The sequence below is a fragment of the Amycolatopsis suaedae genome, assembly GCF_004214935.1.
GTDB lineage: Bacteria > Actinomycetota > Actinomycetes > Mycobacteriales > Pseudonocardiaceae > Amycolatopsis > Amycolatopsis suaedae.
In genome coordinates this window covers 121,707-147,736 of sequence record NZ_SFCC01000009.1, presented here as the reverse complement: position 1 = coordinate 147,736, position 26,030 = coordinate 121,707, and the positions used below count along the sequence as shown (strand labels likewise).

The 26,030-nt window shown below is 71.3% G+C and carries 22 protein-coding genes; 9 read left to right on the top strand and 13 right to left on the bottom strand.

Going from position 1 to position 26,030, the window contains the following annotated elements; translation table 11 throughout:
- The first annotated feature begins 39 nt into the window (after window positions 1–39).
- Entirely contained in the window at window positions 40–1,623 is a 1,584-nt protein-coding gene (locus EWH70_RS18860) for a helix-turn-helix domain-containing protein (RefSeq protein WP_130476765.1), read from the top strand.
- Here EWH70_RS18860 and EWH70_RS18855 read toward each other — a convergent pair.
- Together EWH70_RS18855 and EWH70_RS18850 are read right to left on the bottom strand one after the other, a co-directional pair.
- Window positions 1,620–2,174: a snapalysin family zinc-dependent metalloprotease gene (locus EWH70_RS18855; protein ID WP_130476764.1), complete on the bottom strand. Its 555-nt coding sequence runs from the start codon at window positions 2,172–2,174 to the stop codon at window positions 1,620–1,622. The two genes, EWH70_RS18860 and EWH70_RS18855, sit on opposite strands and share 4 nt — an antisense overlap.
- A 117-nt stretch (window positions 2,175–2,291) precedes the next feature.
- Window positions 2,292–3,158 (bottom strand): phosphatidylinositol-specific phospholipase C/glycerophosphodiester phosphodiesterase family protein, encoded by an 867-nt coding sequence (locus EWH70_RS18850; protein ID WP_130476763.1) that lies wholly within the window; start codon window positions 3,156–3,158, stop codon window positions 2,292–2,294.
- A gap of 154 nt (window positions 3,159–3,312) precedes the next feature.
- On the opposite strand from EWH70_RS18850, the gene EWH70_RS18845 reads away from it, so the two are divergent.
- Both EWH70_RS18845 and EWH70_RS18840 read left to right on the top strand, forming a co-directional pair.
- The gene (locus EWH70_RS18845) at window positions 3,313–3,585 is read left to right on the top strand and encodes a GlsB/YeaQ/YmgE family stress response membrane protein (protein WP_130476762.1); all 273 of its coding nucleotides are present in this window, start codon (window positions 3,313–3,315) and stop codon (window positions 3,583–3,585) included.
- Window positions 3,586–3,898: 313 nt separating this feature from the next.
- Window positions 3,899–4,843, top strand: coding sequence for a threonine ammonia-lyase (locus EWH70_RS18840; RefSeq protein ID WP_130476761.1), 945 nt, complete (start codon window positions 3,899–3,901; stop codon window positions 4,841–4,843).
- On the opposite strand, the gene EWH70_RS18835 is transcribed toward EWH70_RS18840, so the two are convergent.
- The 3 genes from EWH70_RS18835 to EWH70_RS18825 are packed head-to-tail and all read right to left on the bottom strand — an operon-like array spanning window position 4,822 to window position 10,567.
- Window positions 4,822–6,000 (bottom strand): heparan-alpha-glucosaminide N-acetyltransferase domain-containing protein, encoded by a 1,179-nt coding sequence (locus EWH70_RS18835; protein WP_130476760.1) that lies wholly within the window; start codon window positions 5,998–6,000, stop codon window positions 4,822–4,824. The two genes, EWH70_RS18840 and EWH70_RS18835, sit on opposite strands and share 22 nt — an antisense overlap.
- Complete coding sequence (locus tag EWH70_RS18830) at window positions 5,997–6,653, bottom strand: BPL-N domain-containing protein (RefSeq protein ID WP_130476759.1); 657 nt, start codon at window positions 6,651–6,653, stop codon at window positions 5,997–5,999. Before EWH70_RS18830 ends, EWH70_RS18835 begins: the two co-directional genes overlap by 4 nt.
- Window positions 6,650–10,567, bottom strand: coding sequence for a Pls/PosA family non-ribosomal peptide synthetase (locus EWH70_RS18825; protein ID WP_130476758.1), 3,918 nt, complete (start codon window positions 10,565–10,567; stop codon window positions 6,650–6,652). Before EWH70_RS18825 ends, EWH70_RS18830 begins: the two co-directional genes overlap by 4 nt.
- A 503-nt stretch (window positions 10,568–11,070) precedes the next feature.
- On the opposite strand from EWH70_RS18825, the gene EWH70_RS18820 reads away from it, so the two are divergent.
- Window positions 11,071–12,210, top strand: coding sequence for a serine hydrolase domain-containing protein (locus EWH70_RS18820; RefSeq protein ID WP_130476757.1), 1,140 nt, complete (start codon window positions 11,071–11,073; stop codon window positions 12,208–12,210).
- On the opposite strand, the gene EWH70_RS18815 is transcribed toward EWH70_RS18820, so the two are convergent.
- The 3 genes from EWH70_RS18815 to EWH70_RS18805 are packed head-to-tail and all read right to left on the bottom strand — an operon-like array spanning window position 12,196 to window position 16,639.
- Window positions 12,196–13,038 carry a maleylpyruvate isomerase N-terminal domain-containing protein gene (locus EWH70_RS18815; protein WP_130476756.1) on the bottom strand — a complete coding sequence of 281 codons (843 nt, stop codon included), beginning with the start codon at window positions 13,036–13,038 and terminating at the stop codon, window positions 12,196–12,198. The genes EWH70_RS18820 and EWH70_RS18815 overlap by 15 nt on opposite strands.
- A 54-nt stretch (window positions 13,039–13,092) precedes the next feature.
- Window positions 13,093–14,940, bottom strand: a complete 1,848-nt coding sequence (locus tag EWH70_RS18810; protein WP_130476755.1) for a glycoside hydrolase family 5 protein — start codon at window positions 14,938–14,940, stop codon at window positions 13,093–13,095.
- A 40-nt stretch (window positions 14,941–14,980) separates the two neighbouring features.
- Entirely contained in the window at window positions 14,981–16,639 is a 1,659-nt protein-coding gene (locus tag EWH70_RS18805; RefSeq protein ID WP_130476754.1) for a TIGR04141 family sporadically distributed protein, read from the bottom strand.
- Window positions 16,640–16,985: 346 nt separating this feature from the next.
- Here EWH70_RS18805 and EWH70_RS18800 point away from each other — a divergent pair, with 346 nt between their 5' ends.
- The gene (locus EWH70_RS18800) at window positions 16,986–17,543 is read left to right on the top strand and encodes a Uma2 family endonuclease (RefSeq protein WP_130476753.1); all 558 of its coding nucleotides are present in this window, start codon (window positions 16,986–16,988) and stop codon (window positions 17,541–17,543) included.
- A gap of 583 nt (window positions 17,544–18,126) precedes the next feature.
- On the opposite strand, the gene vanX is transcribed toward EWH70_RS18800, so the two are convergent.
- From vanX to EWH70_RS18780, 4 genes are read right to left on the bottom strand one after another with little or no spacing between them, the layout of a single operon-like run.
- Window positions 18,127–18,756, bottom strand: coding sequence for a D-Ala-D-Ala dipeptidase VanX (gene vanX, locus EWH70_RS18795; RefSeq protein ID WP_130476752.1), 630 nt, complete (start codon window positions 18,754–18,756; stop codon window positions 18,127–18,129).
- Window positions 18,753–19,793, bottom strand: coding sequence for a D-alanine--(R)-lactate ligase (gene vanA / locus EWH70_RS18790; RefSeq protein WP_130476751.1), 1,041 nt, complete (start codon window positions 19,791–19,793; stop codon window positions 18,753–18,755). Before vanA ends, vanX begins: the two co-directional genes overlap by 4 nt.
- A complete protein-coding gene (locus tag EWH70_RS18785) occupies window positions 19,781–20,761 on the bottom strand; it encodes a D-isomer specific 2-hydroxyacid dehydrogenase family protein (protein WP_240687060.1) in 981 nt (326 codons plus the stop codon). Before EWH70_RS18785 ends, vanA begins: the two co-directional genes overlap by 13 nt.
- A complete protein-coding gene (locus EWH70_RS18780; RefSeq protein ID WP_205669170.1) occupies window positions 20,758–21,303 on the bottom strand; it encodes a M15 family metallopeptidase in 546 nt (181 codons plus the stop codon). Before EWH70_RS18780 ends, EWH70_RS18785 begins: the two co-directional genes overlap by 4 nt.
- Window positions 21,304–21,393: 90 nt before the next feature.
- Between EWH70_RS18780 and EWH70_RS18775 the strand changes: the two genes are divergently transcribed.
- A complete protein-coding gene (locus tag EWH70_RS18775) occupies window positions 21,394–22,068 on the top strand; it encodes a response regulator transcription factor (protein ID WP_130476749.1) in 675 nt (224 codons plus the stop codon).
- Between the two features lie 10 nt (window positions 22,069–22,078).
- Window positions 22,079–23,146 carry a sensor histidine kinase gene (locus EWH70_RS18770; RefSeq protein WP_130476748.1) on the top strand — a complete coding sequence of 356 codons (1,068 nt, stop codon included), beginning with the start codon at window positions 22,079–22,081 and terminating at the stop codon, window positions 23,144–23,146.
- A 3-nt stretch (window positions 23,147–23,149) separates the two neighbouring features.
- On the opposite strand, the gene EWH70_RS18765 is transcribed toward EWH70_RS18770, so the two are convergent.
- A complete protein-coding gene (locus EWH70_RS18765; protein ID WP_130476747.1) occupies window positions 23,150–24,040 on the bottom strand; it encodes a LysR family transcriptional regulator in 891 nt (296 codons plus the stop codon).
- 82 nt (window positions 24,041–24,122) lie between these two features.
- On the opposite strand from EWH70_RS18765, the gene EWH70_RS18760 reads away from it, so the two are divergent.
- Together EWH70_RS18760 and EWH70_RS18755 are read left to right on the top strand one after the other, a co-directional pair.
- On the top strand, window positions 24,123–25,295 hold the full coding sequence (locus EWH70_RS18760) for an MFS transporter (RefSeq protein WP_130476746.1): 1,173 nt from the start codon (window positions 24,123–24,125) through the stop codon (window positions 25,293–25,295).
- Window positions 25,292–25,972 (top strand): alpha/beta fold hydrolase, encoded by a 681-nt coding sequence (locus tag EWH70_RS18755; protein WP_130476745.1) that lies wholly within the window; start codon window positions 25,292–25,294, stop codon window positions 25,970–25,972. The genes EWH70_RS18760 and EWH70_RS18755 overlap by 4 nt, the downstream gene beginning before the upstream one ends.
- The last annotated feature ends 58 nt before the right edge of the window (window positions 25,973–26,030 follow it).

Genomic DNA, 26,030 nt, shown 5'->3' with positions numbered 1-26,030 from the left:
CGGCACTGGCCGACGCACCGCGCGGAGGGACCGACCTGGATGGCGAGCGAGGCGGGTCCCGCGCTGACCGAGCGGCTCACCGAGCTGAAGCAGCGCAGCGGACTGAGTTACGAGCAACTCGGCCGCAAGGCGCACCTGAGCCGGTCGACCGTGCACCGCTACTGCACCGGGCGCAGTGTCCCGCCGACGTTCGCGCCGATCGAGGCGATCGGCACCGCGTGCGGGGCGAGCCGGGAGGACCTGGCGAAGCTGTACCGGCTGTGGGAGCGCGCCAACCTGGGTGAGGCCGCCGTCCCGGACCCGCCGGCCGCGGTGCCGGTGCCGGCACGGCGCCGGCGGACCCCGGCCAGGGCCGCCCTCGCCGCGGCACTCGCCGTCGTCCTGTTCGCCGGGGGCAGCATGGCCGTCCGGACCGCCGCGGAACCGGACGGAGCCCCCGGCATCCAGGCTCCCATGTGGACGGCCGCGCCCCGCGCTCTGGAACCGGAGTTCGTGGGCGTGACGACGAATTCCAACACCGGCAGGATGCCGTCCTTCCGGCTCGGGTCCGTACGGCTGTGGAACACCCGCACCCGCTGGCAGAACCTGGAACCGGCTCGCGGACAGTACACATGGGACACACTGGAGCGGCTGGTCGAGGGAGCGCGTGGCGCCGGGCTGCCCATGGTCTTCACGTTCGGCGGTACCCCGCTGTGGGCCAGCCCGGACGGCCCGAAGTCGGTCTTCACCGACGACTCCCGCGCCAGCCCGCCCGGCGACCTGGCGGACTGGGAACGTTTCGTGCGTGCCGTCGCCGAGAAGTACCGCGGCAGGATCGGCGCCTACGAACTGTGGGACATGGCCAACCATCCGGACTTCTTCACCGGGTCGATGGCCCAGCTGGTGGACATGACCGCGCGGGCGAGCCGGGTCATCCGGGCCGCCGACCCGGCGGCGAAGGTGGTCTGCCCCGCCATGGGTGAGCTGTGGGATCCCGCCGCGCTGGGCAGGCTACGGGAGTTCTCCGACCTCGGCGGCTACGACCACTGCGATGCCGCCTCGGTGAAGTTGTCCGCCCGCAACGACATCGACCCGCCGGAGACGATGTTGCCGCTGGCACAGGAGATCGACCGGACCCTGCAACGCAGCGGGACCGGCATCAGGCTCTGGAGCACCGGCTCGGCCTACGACGTCAACGGCCAGCCCCGGCTGGACCCCGACCGCGCCGCCCAGCACGCCGTCCGGTTCTACCTGGCCGGTCTTTACGCCGGGTACCGCCGGATGTACTTCTACAACTGGGGAAGCTCCAAGATCCCGATCGTGCTGCAGGTGCCCGGCGGTCCGCCCACCAAGGCGGCCCAGCACGTGGACCGCCTGCACCAGTGGCTGTCCGGCAGCCGGATCAGCTCCTGCGGTCAGGGACGCACCGCCGGGCTGCCCGATCACCTCTGGCAGTGCCGGTTCGACACGCCGGGCGGAGCGTTCCTGATCTGGTGGACCATCGACCGCACCCTGCGCATCCCCGCCCCCTCGGGCGCCACCGCGGTCGAGCAGCTCGACGGAACCAGCCTGCCGGTCACGCCCGGCGCCGACGTGACCGTGACCGGCAGCCCGGTCCTGCTCAGGACCGGCGCAGGACACTAGCCAACCACGACGGTCTCCTGCCGCTGCCGTGGCACGAAGCCACCCGCGTAGTTGCGCTCGACCGCGGCGATCTCCTCGGCGTTGGGGGTCGCGTTGTCGCACTCCACGCCGCCGGTGCTGCCGGACATCAGGCTGGAGCACGGCCCGGGCTTCGCGTCGGGCAGGCCGAGGCTGTGGCCGAACTCGTGGGAGGCGATCCGGGTCAGGTTGTACCCGTCGTCGACGGCTTGCTTGCCGAACCAGATGGTCAGGCTGTCACCGGGCATCGCCGGGCCCAGCTCGGCCCGCGGCCAGCCGGGGTCGGACACGAACGACACATCCGCCCTGCCACCGGCTTCCACCTTGTTGATCTGGACGTTGTCGACCTTGTCGTTCCAGATCTTGATGCCCTCGGTGATGGCCGCGGTGTACTCGGGCGCCCTGCTGTCGTCGTAGGTGATCGTGACCGCGGCCGGCCGGGTGTCCTCGGCCAGCGCGGACGGGGCGGCGATCAGCGGAACGGAAAGCGCCAGCGTGGCAGCGAGAGCGTACGCCGAGCGTCGAATCTGCATTGGCCTCTCCTCGGTGGGGTCGAGAACCTGTCCTTCCGAGAAGTACCACCGGCCACGAGTGCACTACTACGGCCGTTCGTCGGTAAATAACCATCCGGCGGCGCGGTCCACACCGGATCAGCCTGGAGCGTGCCGGCCGGCGTCGCGCAGGAAGTCCGCCAGGCCGGCGAGGTCGTCGGTGTTGATGTGGTCGACGCCGGCGGCGTACAGCTCGCGCCACAACGCCGCACGCGCGGGGCCGGGCTCGTCGGGGGTGGCCCAGAACCGGATGCGCTGGCCGGCCCGGTGACACTGGAGCACCAGGTCACGCAGCCGGGCCCGTTCCGCGGCGGGGAACTCGCCGGAGCCGGTCCAGGTGAACAGCTTGGTCCAGTTGTCGCTGACCAGCGCGGCGAGCCGGGCGTCCGCGCCGGGACCGAGGTCGGCGGGGTCGGCGATGCGCCCGTCGTAGAACGCCAGCCTGTCCCGCTGTCCCGCCATGACGGCCCGCGGCCGGTCGCCGGAGACCACCGCGGTGACCGCGCCGGGGACGACCACACCGTGGCGGTAGCGGCTGAACAGGAAGGCGTACCGGCGATCGCGCAGCGCGCGGTCCAGCACCTCGTACGTCGCCGCGCCGGTGTTCTTGATGTCGATCAGCAGCTGGAACGGGACCGGCCGGCCGCGGTACACCTTGCCGTGGTTGGCGAGCACCCGCCTGCGCAGCGGCTCCAGGTACAGCGACTCCAGCGTCCGCTCGGGGCGGACCTGCCCGATCTCGTGTGCCACGAGCAGCTTGCCGTCGACGAGGAAAATGTCCGCCTCGACGCTGGTGAACCCGTGGTCCAGCGCGTCGTGCAGCGGCCGGGCGTGCTCGTAGTCGTTGTGCGCGTGGGCCTGCCGCAGCGGTTCCGTCCGGGGTGGACGGTGGGCGGACGCCGGGAGGGCTCCGGCACCGACGAGCGCGACGACGGCGAGCAGTAGCGGCAACAGGCGTGAGCGCATGCCGGAGACGGTAGAGGGCGGGCAGGGCGAAGGGAACAGACGAGTTCCGGCATCGGCGTGAACGTCAGGTTGACACGTGTCCGGTGCCACATCCCCGCAACCCGGCCGGGCGCCACACGTCGTCAGGAGTGAGGGCAACCGAAAGGGGACGACCATGCTCTGGACGATCTTGGGTTGGCTCGGCTTCGGCCTGGTGGCCGGGTTCATCGCACGGGCACTGGTTCCCGGCAAGGACGACATCGGCTGCCTGGCGACGATCCTGCTCGGCATCGTCGGTTCCGTCGTCGGCGGTGCGCTCTACGGCCTGATCACCGGCGGCATCCGCGAGTTCCAGCCGGCGGGCTGGATCGGCTCGATCATCGGCGCCATCATCGTGCTGGTGCTGTTCAACAAGATCACCGGCCGCAAGCGCCGCTACCGACGCTGACGCGGCCCGCCTCCTCCCATTGCCGTGAAGGGGGCTTTCACGGCGTCTGATGCCGTGAGGGCCCCCTTCACGGCATAGCCGGGTGGTGTGTATGACGGTGGAGTTCGTGTGCGGGAAGGTGGGACTCGCGTGCACGAGGGTGGGACTCGCCGTGTCCGCAGGGCGGGAGGCGTGTCTCACGGTACGAACTCCACGCTCGTGCACGCGAGTTCTCCGTTCCGGCACGCGAGTTCCACGCTCGCGCACGATCAGCCGCGGACACCGGACTACGCCGTGAGGGCCCCTTCACGGCATCGGCGCTAGGCTGCTACCCGTGCTGCCGACGCGTCTCGACACCGACCGGATCCGGGCGGCTCGCCGGGTGATCGACCCGGTTTTCCTGGACACCCCGCTGTACCGCTGCGAAGCACTGGAGCCCCACCTCGGGTGCGCGGTGAGCGTCAAGCTCGAAACGGCGAACCCGGTGCGCAGCTTCAAGGGCCGCGGCACCGAGCTGGTCACCAGCCGGGCAGGCGCCCCGGCCGTGGTGTGCGCCAGCGCGGGCAACCTCGGCCAGGCACTGGCCTGGTCCGGCCGCCGCCGCGGGCTGGACGTCACCGTCGTGGCGTCCCGCTTCGCCCCCGCACCCAAGCTCGACCGCATCCGCGCGCTGGACGCCAGGCTGGAGCTGGTGGACGGCGACATCGAGACGGCCCGCGAACGGGCCGCGGCCATCGCGCGGCACGACGGCATCCGGCTGGTCGAGGACAGTCTGGACATCGAGACCTGCGAGGGCGCGGCGACCATCGGCCTGGAGCTGGCCGGGACCACGTTCGACACCGTCCTGCTCGCACTCGGCGGCGGGGCGATGGCCACCGGCGTGGGTCACGTGCTGAAGGCACTCGCGCCGGGCGTCGAGGTGATCTGCGTGCAGCCACACGGCGCACCGGCGATGACCCGCTCCTGGCACAGCGGGCGGGTCGTCACCACCGAGTCGATCGACACCATCGCCGACGGCGTCGCCGGCCGGTTTCCCATCCCGGAGGTCCTGGCCGACCTGCTCCAGGTCGCCGACGACGCGGTCCTGGTCCGGGAGGCGTCGATCGTCGCCGGGATGCGGCTGCTGCTCCAGCACGCCGGGCTGGTCGTCGAACCGTCGGCGGCGCTCGGCATCGCGGCCATCCTGGAGGACCGGGACCGCTTCGCCGGCAGGCACGTCGTCACCGTCCTGTGCGGCAGCAACGTCGACGTGGACGCCTACCGCGCCTGGACCGGCTGAGCCCGCGGCGTCGCCCACCGTTTCGCCCGCGTGGCGAGGAAGGTCACCAGCGCCTCCAACGGTCCCTTGCCCGCCGTCGCCCGCCACGCCAGCCCGACGAGCAGGACCGCGGCCACCTGCAGGGCATACCCGAGACCGGGACCGTAGACGTCGTAGGACGAGTTGACGAACGCCAGATGCGCCACGTAGAAGGTCAGCGCCATGCTCCCCGCCGCTGCCAGCGGCGCGAGCAGGACCGACGCCGTCCGCAGGCGCTCCAGCAGAAGCAGGACGCCGATCAGCGCCACGGCCGCGCCCGTGGTGCCCACCAGGTCCGGCGTCGTCCCGGTGTGCGGCCCGTCGACCGCCAGCCACCACACTGTCGACGCCGGCACCGTGCCGTCCCCGCCGAGGTTGAGCAGTTCGGTGGTCTCCGGCACGGTCAGCGCGCTGCCCGGCTGCGCCGCCCAGATCGCCGCGAGCCCGCCATAGACGTTCAGCAGCAGCCACGACACCGCCGCGGCGCCGGCGGCGAGCGCGGCACCCGTGCCCGCCAGCGTGACCGCGACCTTCGGCCGGTCCAGCGGCAACCGCCCGATCACCAGGCCCGCGCAGAGGTACGTCGTCCACGCCAGCGCCGGGTACTCGCCGGTCAGCGTCAGCTCGGTCAGCAACCGCACGGGATGCGCGACCGCGTCGGCGAACCCGTGGTTGTCCAGCGACGGCGCGGGCAGCAGCGGCAGCAGGTGATGCGTCAGCAGCGGAACACCCGCGGCCACCGCGACACCGACCGCGGCAACCGCCCAGCTCGGCAGCAGGACCAGCGGGATCGCCAGCACGAACAGCACCGCGTAGTACGGCAGGATCACGGTCGCGAACCGGGCGTCGGTGTAGCCCAGCGCGAGCCCGATCGCGCCGATCGCCAGCGCGCGGACGGCCAGCATCGCCGCGGTGGCACGGAAATCGGCGGTCCGGACCCGGCGGCGGCCGGTCATGAAGGCGATTCCGAGACCGGCGAGCACGGCGAACGTCGCCGCCGCGCGGCCGCCGAAGACGGCGAACGCCGTGGTGGGCTCGCCGGGTGCGCTCTCCTCGGCCAGCGAGTGCACGGCGATCATGCCGAGCAACGCGATCCCGCGCGCCGCGTCGACGGCGGCCAGGCGTGGTCCGCGGGTCATCCGGCCAGCACCGCCTCGACGAGGTCGCGGGCGAGGTCGTGCCCGGACCGCAGTGGCCTGCGTGGCCAGCGCACGCCGTACCAGTCGGCGGTCGCCTCCGGATGCGGCCCGACGACGCCGACCCGCCCGGCGCCGAACGGCGCGACCAGCGCGGCGATCGTGCCGTTGGGGTAGGTGGCGAGTACCTCGGCGGCGTCCGGCCGGTCGAGCAGGAACACCGGGCCGTCCTGGAAGTAGAGCCTGCGGCGCCTGCCCCGCCAGCGGACCGTGACGACGGCGTCGCCGTCGTGGCCGACGCTCGCGCCCGCCGAGTCGATGTAGCGGTCGGTGTCGCCGGGCAGCAGGCCGAATCCCGGCGTCGCACCGGCGAGGTACCCGCCGAGGCAGAACCCGAGGTACCGGCCGCCGCCGCGGACGAAGTCCCGGATGTCGTCGCGGTGCCGCCTGAGCTTGCGGTAGGCGTGCGACAGGGTGCCGCCGCCCGGCTGCGCGTACAACGCGGCCCCGGCCAGCGCGGCGGCACCGAGTTCGGTCTTCTCGCGCGGGCCGGTGAACCGGACCGCGAAGTGGTCCGCGAGCACGCCTGCGACGGCTTCCGGGCAGCCGGGGGTCGTCGCCGGGCCGCGGTAGACGAGGGCGAGCGGCCGGTTCACGCCGGGACTCCCGCCGCGGGCAGGGCGGTGACCTGAGCCGGGATGCCGCGCCAGGACGTGTGCGAGGCGAGGTGCTCGCCCTTCATCAGCAGCGACAGCGACCCGAGCGAGACGCCGTCGCCGACGACCGCGTCGTAGAGCACGATCGCCCGGGTGCCGACGGTCGCGCCGTCGCCGACGGTCACCACGGACATCTTCATCACCCTGTCCTCGAACAGATGAGTCTGCAGTGACACCTCGGTGCCGACCGTGGCGTCGTCGCCGACCCGCACCAGGTCGAACTCGGTCAGATAGGTCGTGCCGATCCACGTCCGCCGCCCGATCCGGGCACCGAACCAGCGCAGCAGCGGCGGCAGCAGCGGCGTGCCGACCAGCATGCCGAGCCCGGCCGGGACGGCGGCCGACTCGTACAGGCCGGTGACGAACTCGCTGCGCCGCACGAACGGGCTCCACAGCGGCTCGACCCGGGGGGTGTACTCGCCGACGACGTTGCGCTTGGTCGCCGCGCAGAAGGCGATCACGGCCAGCCCGGACGCGATCGCGACCAGCGGCGAGACCAGGGCGGGCACCGGCAGGTCCCTGCCGAACGCGAGCCCGGACAGCACCAGCAGGAACAGGTAGAAGCTCAGGCCCAGCAGCGACGCGGGCAACGTCGCCCGCGCGAACTCGATGCCGAGCCGCTGCCACACCACCTTCCGCGGCGGGCGGAACGTCTGCTCCTCGGGGAAGTCGCCACTGTCCTGCCGCCGCGGCAGGTGGATCGCGGGCGAGCCCAGCCACGACGAGTCCCGCGGAACGTGTGCCCCCGGCGGCACCGTGCCGACGCCGACGAGCGAACCCTCCCCCAGTTCCGTCCCCGCCGGGACGACCGACGCGTTGCCGACGAACGCGCGCCTGCCGACCTCGGTGGTGAGGAAGGCGACCCTGCCGCGGGCGAACGTCGCCGCGCCGACGGTCGCCATGTCGGCGACGAAGCTCTCGCTGCCGAGCGTGAGCAGGTCAGGGTCGAGGTGACCGGCGGTCGACACCTCGGCGCCGCGGCCCACCCGGGCGCCGAGCAGCCGCAGCCACGGGACGGTGTACAGCGTGGCGTACAGCGAGTTGGTGAACGTGAGGCTGAACTCCAGCAGCTTGTCCGCGACCCACTTGCGGACCCCGAGCCCGGAGCGGACCGGGTGGACGCCGACCGGCGTACGCGGCAGCACGAGCCTGCGGCCCGCGGCGACGAACGCGCACACGGTCAGCACGAACACCGGGCCGGCCAGCATCGTGGCCACCGCCCCGGCGAGAACACCCCAGCCGAGCAGCGCCCACCACACCAGCGCCACGCTCGGCAGGATCAGGCAGATCGCGCCGATTTCCAGCGCACCGAGCCCGACCAGCGTCAGCAGCAGCTGGTGGAATCGCCAGCCAGGCGTGGGTCCGGCGTGGCCGAGCAGGTCCTCGACGGTCGGCGACAGCGTGCCGGCCTTCGCCGCGGGCGAGCCCGACCACCGCTGCCCGGCCGGAACGGACTCGCCCCGCCCGAGCATCGACTGCTCACCGAGCGCGGCACCGGGGCCGATCGAGCAACCGGGTTCCAGCACGGCGTTCGCGCCGACGAACGCGCCCGCGCCCACGGTGATCTCCCCGACGGTGACCCAGCCGTCCTCGACCCGCCACGGCCGCAGCACCGCGCCGTAGCCGATGGCCGCGTCGTCCCCGATGCGGACGAGGGCGGGCAGCGCGACCGAACTCGTCGCGATCACCGCGTGCCTGCCGACGCGGGCGCCGAGCAGCCGCAGGTACAGCGGCATCAGCCCGCTGCCGCTGACCACCGGCAGCGGCCCGACGCTCAGCAGCAGGTCCAGTGTCCACAGGCGCAGGTAGGTCGGTCCCCACAGCCGGTACCGGCCCGGCTTGATGCCTGCCGACAGCGGCCGCACCACCACCAGCGGGACCACCCAGCGCACGCCGAGGTAGCTGATCAGGATGGCCACCAGCAGCTCGGCGAGGACCGGGACCGAGACGTCGCCGTCGTTCCAGGTGTAGACGTAGGCCACCGGGAGCGTGATCACCAGCAGCAGCAGGTAGATCACCAGTGCCTGGGCCGAACCGGCGGCCGCGATGCGCCGGGTGCCGTGCCGCAGCGGCTCGTACCGCGGCTGCCCGGCCGGGGCGGTCGCGGGTTCGCGGCTGTCCAGGTACGCGGCGAGGGCGCGGATGTCGGGGTGGGCGTAGAGGTCGCGCACGGCGATGCCCGCGGTCGTCTCGTGTTCGCGGAGCCGGGAGGTGACGGTCGCGGCGAGCAGTGAGTGGCCGCCGAGGTCGGCGAAGAAGTCGGCGGTGACCGACAGTTCCTCCGGTGCCAGGCCGAACACCTCCGCCCACACCCGGGTGAGCAGTTCCTCGGTGGCACCGGCCGGTGCGACGACCGGGCCGTCGACGGTGCGCCGCGCGCCGGCAGGGGCGGGCAGCAGGCGCCGGTCGACCTTGCCGCTCGGCATCATCGGCAGCACCGGGATCGTCACGAAGAACGCGGGAACCATGTAGGCGGGCACCTGGTCGCGCAGGGTTTCGCGCAGGCGGCGGAAAAGACCGTCCTCGTCGTCCGAATCGGACACCACGTAGCCGACCAGCTCGGGACTGCCCGGCGTCACCTCGACCATCGCCGCGGCCGCTGCGGACACACCGGGGTCGGCGAGCAGCACGCTCTCGATCTCGCCGAGGTCGACCCGGTGACCGCGGATCTTGACCTCGGCGTCGGCGCGGCCGAGGTACTCGATCTCCCCGTTGCCGCTGACCCGGCCGAGGTCGCCCGTGCGGTAGAGCCGTCCGCCGGGTGCCAGCGGGTGTTCGATGAACCGGTCGGCGGTCAGCTCGGGGCGGCCGACGTAACCCTTCGCCACCCCGGGGCCGCCGATGCAGATCTCCCCCACCTCGCCGTCGGGCACCCGCTCGCGGTCGTCGTCGAGCAGGAACACCGTGTAGGTCGGTACCGGCACGCCGATGGTGACCGGCCTGCCGGGCAGCAGCTCGCACCAGGTGGCGGTGACGGTGGCCTCGGTGGGGCCGTAGGTGTTGAGGATCCGGCGGCCGTCGCGTGCCCACCGGTCGACCAGCTGCCTGGGGCACGCCTCGCCGCCGACGAGAAGGTTGCGCAGCAACGGAAGTTCGTGCGGAATCGTCGCCAGCAACGTGGGCACGCAGTACAGCACCGTGATCCGGCGGCGGTCGAGGAACTCGGCCAGTTCGGCGCCCAGCCTGCCCGACCCGTCCGGGCCGGCGACCAGCGTCGCGCCGACCGCCCAGGTCGGCCAGATCTCCTCGATGGAGAAGTCGAACGAGATCGTCATGCCCTGGTAGACCCGGTCGTCCGGGCGGACGTCGTAGAGCCCGGGCACGATGTCGAGGAAGTTGCAGATGCTGCGCTGGGCGACCTCCACGCCCTTGGGCCGCCCGCTGGAGCCGGACGTGTAGATGATGTAGGCGCTGGGGTCCGGGTCGAGCAGGTCGTCCTCGCCGAGGTCCGGCCTGCTCGCGGGGCAGGCGGCCAGGTCCGCGGCGGCCGCGTCCAGGTCCAGCACGGTGCACGCGGCGCCGCCCGCCCGTTCGGCGAGATCACCGGTCGTCAGCAGCAGATCGACCCGGGAATCGTCGGTGATGTAGGCGATCCGGTCGGCGGGCGAGGCCGGGTCGATCGGCACGAAGACCGCCCCGGCCTTGCCGATTCCCAGCAGGCAGACGTAGGTGTGCGCGCTGCGCTCGACGAGAATCGCCACCCGGGCCCCGTTCCGGATTCCGGACGCACGCAGGTGGTGGGCGAGCCGGTTCGCCCGCCGGTCCAGCTCGGCGTAGGTGATCGCCTCGTCGCCGACCTCGACGGCGACCGCGTCCGGGACCCGGTCCGCGGAGTGTTCGAAAACGTGGTGCATTCGCCGGACCGGGTTCCTCACCCGCGCGGGCGATTCCGTAATAATCGCGGAATCAGCCGACAAATCCGTGAACACCACCGAAACCCTCCAGAAGACGTGAAAACGCGCAAAAACGAAGATCAACGGGAAGAATTGATCTACGACACGGGATGCTCATCGCCGGGAGGCATCCCGGCGTTTCATCCAGAGCAACGAGTTAGGCCGGAAAGATCAACGGTGACATGGACCACAGAACGGAAACCGACCGCGGCGGAATGTACACATTTCACCGGCGGCGCACCTTTCGATGCCGGTTCGGCCACCAGGTGTTTCCACGCGTCGCGTCCACCATTCGCCAGGAGTTAACAAACCACGGGCGTCACCAGGGCAACGATTTCCCATTCTGTGGACGTTCCGGCGGCTGCCTGGAGATTCCGGCGGGCCGGGTAGCGGAGCGGTAGTCGATCAGGCCACTCTCGAATCGTCACCACCGATGTGCGCACCATCGAACTCGAGGAGATGGCATGATCCGCTACGGTGTTCTCGCCCTGGTGATCGCCATGACCAGCGTGCTGGCCCCGCCCGCGGCCACCGCCGGCAACGACCTGCCCCGGCGGATGGACGCGGCGCTGGAACGTGCCGCGGCGAGGTTCGGCGACGCCGGCGTCCAGGCCGTGGCGATCCGCGACGGCCGGGTGATCTGGTCGGGACGGCGTGGCGCGGCGATCGTGGAACCACGCGAACCGGTCACCGACCGCACGATGTTCGTCTACGCCAGCCTCAGCAAGCTGCTGCTCGCTGCGTTCGCGCTGCACCAGGCGGAGACCGGGGTCATCGACCTCGACCGGCCGATCGCAGGCTACGTCGGCGACGAGGTGCCAGGTGCGCGGGTCGTGACGATCCGCATGCTGCTCACGCACACCTCCGGCTACCCGGATCTGTACGCCGACCCGGCGACGGCGCCGCTGTTCCCGCCCGGCGACCGGTACGACCCGAACCGGCCGTACACGTTCGAGATGCTGGCTCCCGGGATCAAGGAACCGGTCGAGCCGGGCAGGCATTTCGCCTACTCCAACACCGGCTACATCGTGCTGGGGCGCGTGCTGACCGAGGTCTCCGGCGGCGCGCAGGCGTTCGACAACGCCTACCGGCGGTTCCTCCGGCGGGCGGATCACCGGCTGGGCGAGGACCAGGTCACCCTGCGCCGCTCCCGGCGGGCCTTCGACCGGTTCGCCCACGGTTACACACCGAAGGACAACGGAACGCTGGAGGACTTCTTCACCGCCTACGGCGCGACCGGCATCCCCACCGACCTGTACGGCCAGCCGTTCGCCGACGGGCTGTTCGCCGGGACCGCGCTGGGTGCGGGGCTGACGCTGGACGCCCTGTTCGCGCGCGGCCGGATGCTGCGGCCGGCGACGGTGCGGCAGATGATCGCGCCGGCGCCGCAGTCGCCGGGCGGCTACGGTATGGGCACCTACCCGACGGTCGCGGGCGGACGCACCTGGCAGGGGCACGGTGGCGCCTACATCGGGTTCAACTCGATGGCGGGCACCGACCTCGGCCGCGGCGTCACGGTCGTCGTCCTGGTCAACCAGCTGACGCCGGACGCCCCGGCGGAGACCATCTGGCGGGCGCTGGCCGAGGCGTCAGGGCATTCGTAACTTGCGCAGGAAGGCGGGCAGCAGCCAGGGTCGCCGTCCCCAGACGACGATCTTGCCCGCGAGTGCCGCCCTCGGCTTGCCGACGCGGTGGAACATCACGAGGTTGAACGTCGGCGGGTCGAAGAACAGGCGGATGTCGTTGTCGCGGCGAGGTTGTTCCACCGAGACCTCGCCGCGGTGCAACACGAGGGTGACCGGCGTGGTGTAGCGGGACCGGAACTCCACGGCGATCCGCCGTTCGCGCGGCCGGTCGCCGCCGTCGAGCAGCGTGCCCATGCCGAGCCGGATCACACCGAGCAGGAACAGTTCGAAGAACAGCGCGGCGTCGCGGGGCGGGATCTCCCACGGCCTGCCGAGTGCCACGGCGATGTCCCTGCCGTGGATGAGCAGTTCGTTGAGCAGGTGGGCGAGGACCCCGGCCAGCGGCAGCCGGGCACCGCCGAGCCACGGCACCGGGGTGGCCGGGTCGCTGCCGGTGGTGGCCAGGAGGATCTCGTCGATGTGCGCCCGCAGCCGTTCGGCCAGGACCGTGACGTCGCGTTCGGTGTACTCGGCCAGGGTGATCTCGTTGAAGTCGGAAACGGACTCCACGGTGGTGCGCGCGATCGGGCCGTCGAGCGCGGGCATTCGCCGCTCCTGCCCGGGCTTGACCATCGAGGTGTATTGCCAGGCGATCGCGGTCACGTGGGCCGCCATGTCGGCGACCGACCAGTCCGCGGTCACCTTGGCGGCCGGGTCGGGCGCGGCAGGGAACAGTCCGGCGAACCGGTCCCCCGCCGTCCGCACCGCGGCACGCACGGCCTCCCACTTTCCTGGCTCGATCTCCATGGCCTCACCGTAACGACCCGGCGGTCCCCGGTTGTCTTCTCCGCTGCGCCCCCTTCACGGCAGGAGGGGAACGCAGAGCAACGCGTCGGGGGTGCCGCGGGAGCCGACGCGGCCGGTGTAGGCGACGCCGGCGACGTATTCGTCCACAGTGCACTGACCCTTGTGGTTGCCGTGCGCGAACTCCCCGCCGGGTCCGTCCGCCGGGCGGTTGTCGCCGCGGTGGAACCAGACCGTCCGGCCACCGCGGCCCAGCGGCGTGACCGACCTGCCGCACAGCGCCGACGAGAACGCCGCGCCCCGGACGCTGTAGCCGGCCAGGTAGTGGTCCGGCGGGCACTGCACCTTCGTGTAGCCGGCGGCCCAGTCGCGGTCGACGTGCCGCTCGTCGCGGACGGCCGTGTACCCGGACGGCGCCGCCCGCGTGGTGGTACACAGCCCGCGGTTGCCGGTGTGGCTCAGCCCGGCGAGGCGCTGACCGTCCGGGCAGGCGCCCTTGCGAGCGCCGGAGTCCCAGTCCGGCAGGGCACGGACCGAGCGCGACGGCTGGAAGTCGCCGTGGTCGAGGTTCAGCATGGACCACCGGGTCTGCTCGGGGATCTGGCCGGTCCTGCCCGGCGCACCGGCCAGCCGCCGCCAGGCGGCCCCGCGCCAGTCGTCGTACACGGTCTGCCTGCGGCCGTCGGCGTCCCAGGCCAGCAGTGCCCAGCCGTTGCCGGAACCGTTGGTGTGAAAGCCGACCAGCGGCCAGTAGGCGAAGTCGGCGTCGGTCTCGATCAGGTAGTCGGTGAACCGTTCGAACCAGTCCCTCGACTTGGCGTCGGTGTCGTCGCGCCCGATGCCGAACTCGCTGATCCACAGCGGCGCGGTGAAGTGGGCGCCGGTCTCGGCGGAGACGAAGAACGCCTGCCGGTACAGCACATCGCGCAGCTCGCGCGGGCTCAGATCCCGGTAGCGCGGGTCGCTGGTCTCGCCGACGCCGGTCGCGCCCGAGTGGTTCGGGCCGGTGTAGCCGTAGAAGTGGGCCGCGTAGACCAGCTTGCCGGAGTCGATGAGCGTGTGCGAGAGCGTACGGGCCGGTTCGAGGGTCGGCCTGCCGTGCGGGAAACCGTCCACCGGGATGCCGACCCAGTTGATGCCCTCGACGAAGATCAGCAGGTCCCGGTTGGCCTCGGTCAGGATCCGGTCGGCGGCCTGCTGGCTCGCCCGGTGCCAGTCGGTGTTGTTGCCCCAGCCCCAGTTCGGGTCGTCCAGCACGTTGCGCCGCACCTCGTTGTACAGGTCGGCGCCGACCACACGCTTGTTGGCGGCGTAGCGGCGGGCCATGAACAGCCAGTCCTCCTGCCACTGCCGCTCGCTCTGGCTGGTGTTCCACCGTTCGTTGCCGTCCACGCCGCAGCACCAGCGCGACGTCGTGGTGTGGTTGTTCAGGATCACCGCGAACCCGCGCGCGGTCAGCCGCTCGACGACGGTGTCGTACACCTGCAACGGGGTCTTGCCACGCAGCCCGGGGTTGGCCGGCAGGTCGGGCACCGGCGCGGAGTCGTGGATCATCTGGTTGGAGAACGGCAACCGCACGCTGTTCAGCCCCAGCTCGGCGAACCCGTCGATGATCGTGTCGATGGACGCGCGGTCCAGCCCGAGCGGCGTCTGGTAGGCGATCTCGCCGGCGTGGTGGCTGGCCGGGTCGGTCACCGCGCCGGACCCGGTCCAGGTGCCGCTGGCGCCGTGCCAGTTGCCGGCCTTGAGCTTGAACCGGGCGCCGGTGGCGTCGACGATGTAGCGGCCGCGGGTGCTGAGCGGACCGGTCCAGGATGCCTGCGTCCCAACGGGTTCCGCCGACACGGGTGGCACCGTCATGCTCAGGGCCGACAGGACGACGAGTACGACGGCGCTCATCCGCATTACCGAACGGTAGCCAACCGGGCACGGGGTGTACAAGATCTCATCGACGTGACCGGCGCCTCGACGGCTGGACCCGCCTGCGCTGCTTGGGCACGAACGGGATGTCCGCGAAGCGCAGCGTCGCGCCCAGCCCGCGCACGGCACGGTCCAGGCGCAGCAGGCTGATCTGCGACAGCGTGAACAGCTGGTCGGCGTCCCAGCCCCGGCCCGCGGCGGCCAGCACCACCGTGCCGGGCGCCGTGGCCACCGTCCGTCCCGGGTCCAGCCGGGTGACCTTGGCGGCGAGCTGGGTCAGCGCGGCGGGTTCGTGTGCCAGCGCCTCGACCGACACCAGGGCCTGGGTGAACAGGTGGCTGGCCGAGGTCGCCCGGCCCAGCCACTTGACGTGGATCAGCTCGTCGCCGGGGCCGAGCAGGTCGCACAGCTCGAACCGCGGATGCAGTGGCGTGCTGGCGAAATCCTTGTCCAGGCACAGGAATCCGGGCTCGGTCCCGACCCGCTCGCAGTAGCGGTGCTCGTCGTCGGGCTCACCGGTCGGCACCCAGGACACGTCCGGCCACGGGTAGCGCCGCTCCAGCAGGCCGGCGACCTGGCCGCGCATCAGCTCGACGTAGGCCTGTCCGATCCGGTACCACCGGCCCTGGTGGAAGACGTAGCGCGCGTGACCGACGGTGGTCTCGAACGTCAGCCACTTCGCGACCTGCACCGGAGTTCCCGACTCCACCTCGCCCGACTCGTCCGCGCAGGCCACGATGCGCCCGGCGCGCAGCGCCCGCATCCGGTCGGCGGCGTCGACGCGGGCCAGCCGGTCGGTCAGGTGCGCCAGTTCCAGGCGTGCCTCGGCCACGAACGGCCCATCGCCGCCCAGGCCGGTGACCCGGTAGGAGCCCGCCTGCTCCGCCTCCCGCACCGCGCTGTGCGGCCACGCCAGCCCGACCGGGCCGTGTGCGGCGCCGCCGAGGGTCTCCGCGAACCGGCGTTCCAGTTCCGGGACCAGCCGGTCGTGCCGGTCCAGCGGCCGGGTCTGCGCGATGAACCGCAGTGCGGAGTGCGTGTCCGGCTCGTCGACCACCGCGCCGATGGCGTCGAGGTCGGCCAGGAACCCGTACGGCTCCTTGGCCAGCGGCGCCCACAGGGCGTTGCCGGCCCGGATCCGGTACCGGCGCCCGGTGACCCGGCCGTAGGTGAGGTCCACGAGGTCGGCCGACCCGGCCAGGCGATTGACCAGCTCGCCGTACGGTTCCAGCCGGAAGCCGGCGAGATCGCTGCCGCCGGGGATCGACGTCTGGGTGACGCGGGCCGAGGCGTCCAGCGCGGCGCTGACGACCAGCCCGAGGTCCAGCGGGTCCAGCCGCCGGATGCCGAACAGCAGCCCGAATCCCTGCTCGACGTACTCGTCGTTGAGTGCGAGATGCCCGGCTCCCCAGGTCACCGCGTAGGTCCACGGCGGCCGGGGCACGAGCAGCACGGCGAACGGCAGCTCGGCGGACAGCTCGACCGGTCCCCCGGTCAGCGCCGACACGTGGTCCAGCCAGCGTGGTTCCTCGGTGCGGAAGGCACCGGCGACGAGGCGTGCCCGGGTTCCGGCGAGGTTCACCGGGCGGTCCACCGCGACCTGTTCGGAAGTCAGCGAGACGAGAGCGTCGCCGTCCCCGTCCAGACGGAACAGCGAAACGGGTTTACTGGGACTTGTGGCCATTTCATCACCACTCGCTCGACGGCGTGATCACCCATAATCAGAATTGGCCGGGCAGGTAGCCGAGAGGTTGTGCCTTAGTTTCACGTTGGCCACCTGTTAGTGGTGGATCGGCGAATTGTGTAACGGTCGTCGACGGGCACCCGATCGGACGTATTTCCGTACTCCACTCTAGGCCATCCGGGTGCCGCGCCGGAAATCCCGGCGCGCTCGGTGAACTCGCGCACAAGATTCCATTCATCTCAATAGGCCGGTCGAGCAGCGACACGCCGGAACCCGGGATCGCGCTGCGCGCCGCAGCCGACTACCCTTGCGTAGTCGATTCCGGTCCGAGCAGCGTGAGGGCAACATGGAAACAGTCCCGACATTCGCGCACGGAGAACGGCTGAGCCGCCGGGACCTGGAGTTGATCACCGATGAACGTCACCGTTACGAACTGGTCGACGGGACACTTCTAGTGAGCCCGTCGCCGCGCCCACTGCACCAGCGGGTGGTCGCACGCGTTCTCGCCGCGCTCACCCCGCTCTGCCCGGAGGACTGCGAAGTGCTGCCTGCTCCGGTCGACGTGGTGCTCGACGAGCACACGGTGCTCATCCCCGACGTGGTCGTCGGCAGGCGGGACAACTTCACCGAGCGCGCTCTCGAAGGCACCCCGGTCCTGGCGGTCGAGGTGGTCTCGCCGTCCAGCGAGCGGATCGACCGCTACCTCAAGCCCGCCCGGCTGGCCGCCGCGGGCTGCCCGTACTACTGGGTCATCGACCCGCGGGTGCCCTCGCTGAGCTGCTTCCGGCTCGACGGTGACGCCTACCGGCTGGTCGCCGAGGGCACCGGCGACGACGAGATCCGCCTCGACGCGCCCTACTCGCTGACGCTCAGCGCGACGAGCCTGGTCTCCCCGATGCCGTGAGCGGCGGCGTGAGGTGGGTGGCCCCGAGCGCAGAACTCGCGGGCGCGAGTGCAGAACTCACGATTTGCCCGCGTGAACGAGCCGTTCGCGCGAGTCGTACGTTCTGAGGCGCGAGTTGTACGTTCCCGGCCCGCGAGTCGACCGTTCCGGACCCGCGAGTCGACCGTTCCCGCCAGCCTCGCGCGACTGAACGGGCCGGTCGTGCGAGCGTGCCGGGCACGATGCCGTGAAGGGGGCTCTCACGGCGTCTCATGCCGTGAGGGCCCCCTTCACGGCACTGTCCCGGTGCTGCTGGCCACGGACACGTGGGCGGATAGCCCGTTGTTCGGTGTGAAGGCCGAGTTTCTGTCGTCTCATGTGATGAAGGTGGCCTTCACGACCTTCCCGTCCCGGGGTGGCAGCCTCACCAGTCACACCCGTCCCAGCAGCCACCACGAAAGAGACCCAGCAAACTCCCCCAATGTGGCATTGGGGAACTTGAACTCCCCCAATGCCACATTGGGGGAGTTCAGCGCCCGGACTTTGCCGGGGCCCTGGCGTCTCATGCCGTGAGGGCCCCCTTCACGGCACATTCAGCCGCCCGTCAGGCGGAACGGCCGTGGGCGCCGGTGATGGGGACGTCGAAATAGGTGTCCGGATAGGGTTCGTCGGTCAGCGTGTAGTGCCACCATTCGCATTCGTAGGAGCTGAAGCCGCTGGCCTCCATGATCGTCCGGAGATATTGCCGGTTGCGCGCCTCGGCCTCGGTGATCCCCTCGGCTCCGTGGTGCGAGACCGAGTCCATCAGGTCGTGGTCGCCGCCCATGGCGACGAGTTCCCCGGTGGCCAGGTGATACAGCGTCAGGTCGACGGCGCTGCCCCGGCTGTGGCCCGACCTCGTCGCCACGTACCCCTCGTCGAACATCCGGGCCCGGTCGATGTTCGGGTAGTGCCGCGGTTTGCGCCTGCCGTCCTCCGGCTGCCGCGACCAGCGCACGAAGCAGTCCACCGCGCGCTGCGGACGGTAGCCGTCCCAGAGCAGCAGGCCGAAACCCAGGTAGGCGGCTTCCTGCTGGGCCCGCTCCAGCGCCACGCACAGTGCCTTCGTGCCGACGATCCGGTTCACCAGGTACCCGTCCACCGGCTTGCCGACGAAGTTGTCCCAGGTGGCGTACTTGGCGTCCCACCGGATCCCGGGGACGAACTCGTCGACGAACACCAGGTCGTCAGTCATCGCCGCGACCCCGCCAGCGTCAACGACACCACCCGGTCGAGCACCTCGGCGAACGACAGGCCCGCCACCGCCATCATCCGCGGGTAGCGGCTGTAGGAGGTCATACCGGGGAACGTGTTGACCTCGTTGAGCACGACGCTGCCGTCCTCGGTCAGGAACAGGTCGACCCGGGACAGGCCCCGGCAGCCCAGGGCGAGGTACACCGCCTTCGCGGTCTCCTGCACGAGCAGGCGCGACGCGGGCGGGATGTCGGCGGGAACGGCCACCGTCGAGTTGTCCGAACCCTGCTCGGGCTGGTCCTCCTGGTGGATGCGGAAGAACCCGTGGGACAGGCTGATCTGGTCCACCTCGCCGGCGATCAGGTCCGTGCCGTTGCCCAGGATCGCGCAGCCCACCTCGCTGCCCGCGACGGCCTGCTCGATCAGCACCTTCGAGTCGTACCGCGCGGCGGCGGCCACCGCGGCGGGCAGGTCCTCGGGCCGCCGCACCTTGCTGACCCCGAACGACGAACCCGAACGGGCCGGCTTGACGAAGACGGGATAGCTGAACCGGCCGGGGTCGACGTCCTCGCCCGCGGTGACCGTCCAGAAGTCCGGCGTGGCGATTCCCGCGCTCCTGGCGACGAGGTAGGCGAGCGACTTGTCCATGCACAACGCGGAACTCTGGATGTCACAGCCCGCGTAGGGGATGCCGGACAGCTCCAGCAGCCCCTGCATCGCCCCGTCCTCACCGAGCTTGCCGTGCAGGACGGGAAGCACCAGGTCCAGGCCGATCGTCTCGTACTTGCCCTCGTCCAGCACCAGCAGGCCGTTGACGCTGCTGTCCGGCGAGAGCACGACGGGACGGCTGGTTCCGTTCTCCCAGCCGGGGCCGGGGCCGTCACACAGCCGCCAGGTGCCGTCCTGGGTGATCCCGATGTAGACCGGTTCGTACTTGGCCTCGTCGAGGTTCCTGGCGACCTCCTGCGCGGATTTGACGGAGATCGGATGTTCCTCGGAACGTCCGCCGAAGATGATCCCTATTCTCAACCTGCCCATGCGGCCTTCCTGCTTTCGAATTTCAGACAGTTGACGATGGAGTTCTCGACCGTGTCGCGCAGTGCGCGGTCGGTGTAGTAGGCGGTGTGCGGGCTGATCACCGCGTTCGGCAGCTCCTGCAGGCGCAGCAACGGCTTGCTGGTGATCGGCATGCCACGGCGGTCGGCGTAGAAGACGCCCTCCTCGCCCTCCACCACGTCCAGCGCCGCACCGCCCAGCGCCCCACTCTCCAAAGCGGACACCAGCGCCTCGGTGTCCAGCAGCGGGCCGCGGCCGGTGTTGACGATGAACGCACCACGTTTCATCCGCCCGATCCGCGTGCGGTCGAGCAGGTGGTAGGTGTCCTCGTTGAGTGGCGTGTGGAGGGTGACGATGTCGCTGCACCGCAACAGCTCGTCCAGCGACACGTAGTCGAACGCGTCCCTCGGCCGGGTGTCGTAGGCCAGGATCCGGCAGCCGAAGCCACGCAGCCGGTCCATGACCGCCTCGCCGATCCGTCCCGTTCCGACCACGCCGACGGTCAGGTCACGCAGTTCCTTCCCGCGTACCTCGTTCAGCCGGTAGTCGTGCGCGTCCGTCCGCCGGATGACCGACTTCGCGTCCCGCACCGCCATCAGCATCAGCATCAGCGTGTAGTCGGCCACGCTGTCCGGCGAGTAGGTGACGTTGCCGACCGTGATCCCGGCCCGCTCGGCAGCGCCCAGATCGATGTGGTTGCACCCGATGCTCCTGGTGGACAGGTACCGCACGCCGGCCTGCCCGAGCGCGTCGAGAACGGCGCCGGTGACCGGGGTCCGGTGGCTGACGCTGACGCAGCGGTTCCCGGCGGCCAGCCCGGCGTTGGCCTCGCCGACCGCCTCCTCCGTGATCGTCAGCGCGATCCCGGCACGCGACGCCAGCTCCCGGAACAGGACGGCCTCGTCCGGTCCGCAACCGTAGACTGTGATTCCCGTTCGCTCGCTGGTCACTGCATCCTCGGATCCTGGGAGGGGTCGGCGTACATGGGCGGGCAACCGCCGTGGACGGCTTCGGGCCGCAGCTCGTAGTGCCAGGGTTCGTTGCGGTAGATCTGGCACAGCCCGTACGCGGCGCCGTGCTCGGACAGCCAGGCCGCCGCTTCCGGCGGGCCGATGTCGACCGCGTGCCCGGACACGTGCGCCGACCGGCCGGGGGTGGCCACCCAGCGGGCGGCCGCCTCCGCCGAGCCGTACTTCCCGATCGCCTCACGGAGGAGTTGTTCCTGGTGCTCGGGGGACCGCCAGCCGCTGTTGACGAAGAACTCGACGCCGTCCTTCGCGGCGTCGGCCGCCGCCTCGCGCAGTGCGCCGAGCAACGCCGGATCGAGCCTGGCCACGCCCGGAACCGCGTCGTCGAAGACGGTCGTGCCCTCCGGAACGGCACCGTGTGCCTCATCGAGCGCACCCCGGTGCCTGATGCGGACCAGCCGGTATCCGAATGCCTTGGCGACCGCCGAGACGACGACTCGCGGGCTGGCGAAGAGTGTCCCCATGCCGCACAGTGAAGGCAGTCCGGCGTTGCCAGGGCGTATCCGGTTTTCGATATGCCGGCGATATGTCCCGGCCGGTAGCATCGTTAACCTATGCGTGTGCTGATCGTGGAGGACGAGCCGTATCTGGCGGAAGCCATCCGCGATGGCCTGCGGCTCGAGGCGATCGCCGCCGACATCGCCGGTGACGGCGACACCGCGCTGCGGCTGCTGGACCTCAACGCCTACGACATCGCGGTACTGGACCGCGACATTCCCGGCCCGACCGGTGACGAGGTCGCCAAGCGCATCGTCGCCTCCGGCAGCGGACTGCCCATCCTCATGCTCACCGCCGCCGACCGGCTGGACGACAAGGCGTCCGGGTTCGAACTCGGTGCCGACGACTACCTCACCAAACCGTTCGAGCTGCGTGAGCTGGTGCTCAGGCTCAGGGCGCTCGACCGCAGGCGGGCCCACAGCAGGCCGCCGGTGCGGGAGATCGCCGGGCTGCGGCTGGATCCGTTCCGCCGCGAGGTCTACCGCGACGGCCGCTACGTGGCGCTCACCAGGAAACAGTTCGCCGTGCTCGAAGTGCTGGTCGCCGCCGAGGGCGGCGTCGTCAGCGCCGAGGAACTCCTGGAACGGGCCTGGGACGAGAACGCCGACCCGTTCACCAACGCCGTGCGGATCACCGTCTCGGCGCTACGCAAACGGCTCGGCGAACCGTGGCTCATCGCCACGGTCCCCGGCTCCGGCTACCGCATCGACGAGGGCGCGGGCCGTGGATAGGCAGCGGGGGATGAGCGTCCGCCTGCAGCTCACCCTCAGCTACGCCAGTTTCGTCACGCTCGCGGGGGTGCTGCTGCTCGCGGCCGTCGGGATGTTCCTGCTGAACTACCAGGATCTGAGCCGGGAGTCCATGCCCGGCCAGGTGATCATCTCGCCGTCGGGTTCCGACCTCTTCCGCGCCTTCGCGCCCGCCGCGGGTGTGGTGCTGCTGATCGTGCTGGTGTTCGGCCTGCTGGGCGGCTGGATTCTCGCCGGGCGCATGCTCGCTCCGCTGACCCGCATCACCGAGGCGACCCGCCTGGCCGCGGGCGGGTCGCTCTCCCACCGGATCCGGTTGGGGGGCAACAACGACGAGTTCCGCGAACTCGCCGACGCCTTCGACACCATGCTGGCCCAGCTCGAAGCCCACGTCGCCGAACAGCGGCGGTTCGCGGCCAACGCCTCCCACGAACTGCGTACCCCGCTCGCCATCTCGCAGACGCTGCTGGAGGCGTCCCGCAACGATCCGGCCGGCGACCCCGGCGAGCTCGTCGAACGCCTGCACACCGTCAACACCCGCGCGATCGAGCTCACCGAGGCACTGCTGCTGCTCAGCCGCGCCGACCAGCGGTCGTTCACCACCGAACGCGTGGATCTGTCGCTCATCGCGGAGGAGGCGACCGAGACGCTGCTTCCCCTCGCGGAGAAACGGGGCGTCACCATCGAAACGTCCGGCGACCTGGCCCCCGCCCTCGGCTCCCCCGCGCTGCTGCTGCAGCTCACGACGAACCTCGTGCACAACGCGATCGTCCACAATGTCGCAGAGCGGGGCACGGTGTGGGTGACGACCGGTGCCGAGCCGGACACGGTGCTGCTGACCGTCGAGAACACCGGCGAACCGCTGTCCCCGCGGCTGGTGGCCACGCTCGCCGAGCCGTTCCGGCGCGGCGCCGAACGCATCCGTGCCGGCCACAGCGGGGTCGGGCTCGGCCTGGCGATCGTCAGGAGCCTCACCCAGGCACACGACGGGAAGCTCAGCCTCAGCCCCCGCCCCGATGGCGGGCTCCGGGTCACGGTGCGGCTGCCCGCCGCGCCCTGACGGCTACATCCGCTCGGCGAGTTCGCCGGCCACGTCGACGGCGATCTCCCGCGTCCGGACCGCGAGCGGGGACTCGGTGCGCCCGGCAGGCCAGTGCAGGGACAGCTCCCGCGACGGCGCCGGTTTCAGCGGGTGGATGCCGAGCTGGTCGTCGGACCAGGCGCCGGCGCCGTGCAGCGCCAGCCAGGGCAGCACCGCCCAGCCGATCCCGGCCCGCACCATCGACAGGATGGTCTCGTGGCCCGTCGTGCGGAACACGAACCGGGGCTGCGCTCCGGCGCGGGCGAGCGCGCGCTCCAGCCAGCGCTGGTGCGGGGTGGACGGCCAGGCCACCATCGGGGCGTCGTCGAGCAGCCGCACCCGGACCGGGCCGTCCGGGAACGCTCCCGCACCCGTCACCAGCAGGTACTGCTCGTCGAACAGCGTGACGTGCTCGGTGTCGCCGTCGACCGGGCCGTCGTGGAACAGCAGGTCGAGATTGCCGATGCGGGGATCTCCCGGGTCCACTTCGGACAGCCTGATGTCACAGCCGGGGTGCTCGTCCAGCAGCCTGCGGATGACGGCGGGCAGGATCAGGTTCGTCACGCCCTGGAAGGTGCCGATGTCGATGCGGCCGTGGCCGGCCCGGAACCGGTCGACCGCGTCGGTCAGCGCCGCCGCCTTCGCCAGCAGCTCGCCGCCGTGTGCCAGCACCACCTCGCCGAGCGGGGTGATCCGGACCGGCCGCGGTCCACCGGGCCGGTCGAAGACCGCGCCGCCGACGGCTTTCTCCAGCGTGGCGATCTGCTGGCTGACCGACGACTGGGTGTAGCCCAGCCGGGCCGCCGCTTGCCCGAACGTTCCCTCCTCGGCGATCGCGGTCATGGTCCGCAGGTACCGCAGTTCGACGTCCATCGGTTCAGTATAAGCGCTGGCGATCGATTCCATCGGTAATCATCGCTTTTCGTGATGCCCTTGTGTACCTAGCGTTGGGGCCATGACGAAACTGACCTGGTCCCTGGCGGCAACCTACTTCGTCGGCCGGGCCGGCGGCGTGGTGCGGTCGTTCCTGGTGCTGTACCTGACGCAGGAAAAGCACCTCTCCCCCACGAGCGCGGGCGCGGTGGTCGCGGCCCTCGGGCTGGGCGACATCGGATCCCAGTTGCTCGGTGGCTGGCTGGGCGACCGGATCGGCAGACGGAACACGATGCTGGTGGGGTTCGTAGGAGCAGCGCTGGCACTGGCCGCACTCGGCTCGGCGGAGTCGCTGCCCGAGATCTGGGCGGCCGCCGTCGGCGTCGGGCTGACCATCGAGCTGTTCCGCCCCGCCGGGTCGGCCGCCGTGGCCGATCTGCCTGCCCGGCAACGGATCCGCGCGTTCGGGTTGCTCTTCTGGGCGGCCAACCTCGGTTTCTCGGTCGCCACGGTGACGGCCGGGGTACTGGCCCGGTACGGATACGGGCTGCTGTTCTGGATCAACGTGGCGGCGTCGCTGGTCGCCGCGCTGCTCGTCTGGCTCCTGGTGCCGGAAACCCGCCCGGCGGGTCCGGCGCGGACACGGCAGCCGCTGCTGCCGGTTCTGCTGCGGGACCGGCTGATGCTCGCCATGCTGGCGATCCACGTCGGCTACTTCACGGTGTTCCTGCAGACGTTCACGACGTTGCCGCTGCTGATGACCGCCGACGGCCTCGGCCCCTCGGCCTACGGCGCGGTGCTGGCGCTCAACGGAATCGCCATCGTCGTGCTCCAGCCGGTGGCGGTCCGGCTGCTCGCCGGGCGCGACGGCAGCACGGTGTCGGCCGTGTCGATGCTGCTGGTCGGTGCCGGTGCCGCACTCGGTGCCGTCAGCCACGGCACCGCCGGTTTCGCCGTGTCGGTCCTGATCTGGACCCTGGGCCAGATCGGCATCGCCGTCCGGTTCGGCGACACCTTCGCCGATCTCGCTCCCGCCGAGCTGCGTGGCAGGTACATGGGTCTGGCCTCGACCACGTGGAGCGTCGGCGCGGTGCTCGGCCCGCTGGCCGGGACCGCGCTGCTGGACCTGGGTGTCCTCGGGCCGTTCTGCGCGGTCGCCGGAATCGCGCTCTTCGCCGCGGCGCGGGCACTCGCGCCGGCACTGCGCCGCCGCACCGCGGCGCCGGACAACGACAGGGAAGGAGCCGTCGTATGAGTACGTATGTGCTGATCCACGGAGGCGGAGACGTCGGCTGGTCCTGGCACCTGGTCGCCGCCGAACTCTCCAGCCGGGGACACGACGTGGTGGCGCCGGATCTGCCCGGCGGTGAGACGGCGACGTTCGCCGACTACACCGGCGCGGTGATCGAGGCCGTCGGCGACCGCAGGGACCTGATCGTCGTCGGCCACTCGTTCGGCGGATACGTCGCACCGCTGGTCGCCGACCGGCTCGGGGCCGGGCTGCTGATCCTGGTGGCGGCCATGATCCCCGCGCCGGGCGAATCACCGGCCGAGTGGGGACGCAACACCGGCTGGGGCGAGGCGGCCCGCGCGCAGGCGGCGCGCGACGGTGGCCTCACCGGGCACGCCGACCCGTACGTCGGCTTCCTCCACGACGTGCCCCGGGCCCTGGCGGACGAGGCCATGCGCCGGGAGCGGGACCACCCATCGCCCGGCATGACGCAGCCGTGGCCGCTGCGGGCGTGGCCGGACATCCCCACCAGGTTCGTGCTGTGCACCGAGGACCGCTGCTTCCCGGCGGACTTCCTGCGCGGGCTGGCGATCGAGCGGCTCGGCGTCGTGCCCGACGAGATCGCCGCGGGCCACTGCGTCCCGCTCAGCCGCCCCCGCGAACTGGCCGCCCTGTTCGAGAGCTACACCTCAGGCCGGTGAAGCTCGTGAAGGCCACCATCACCACGTCACACGTAATGAAGGTGGCCTTCACGAGCTT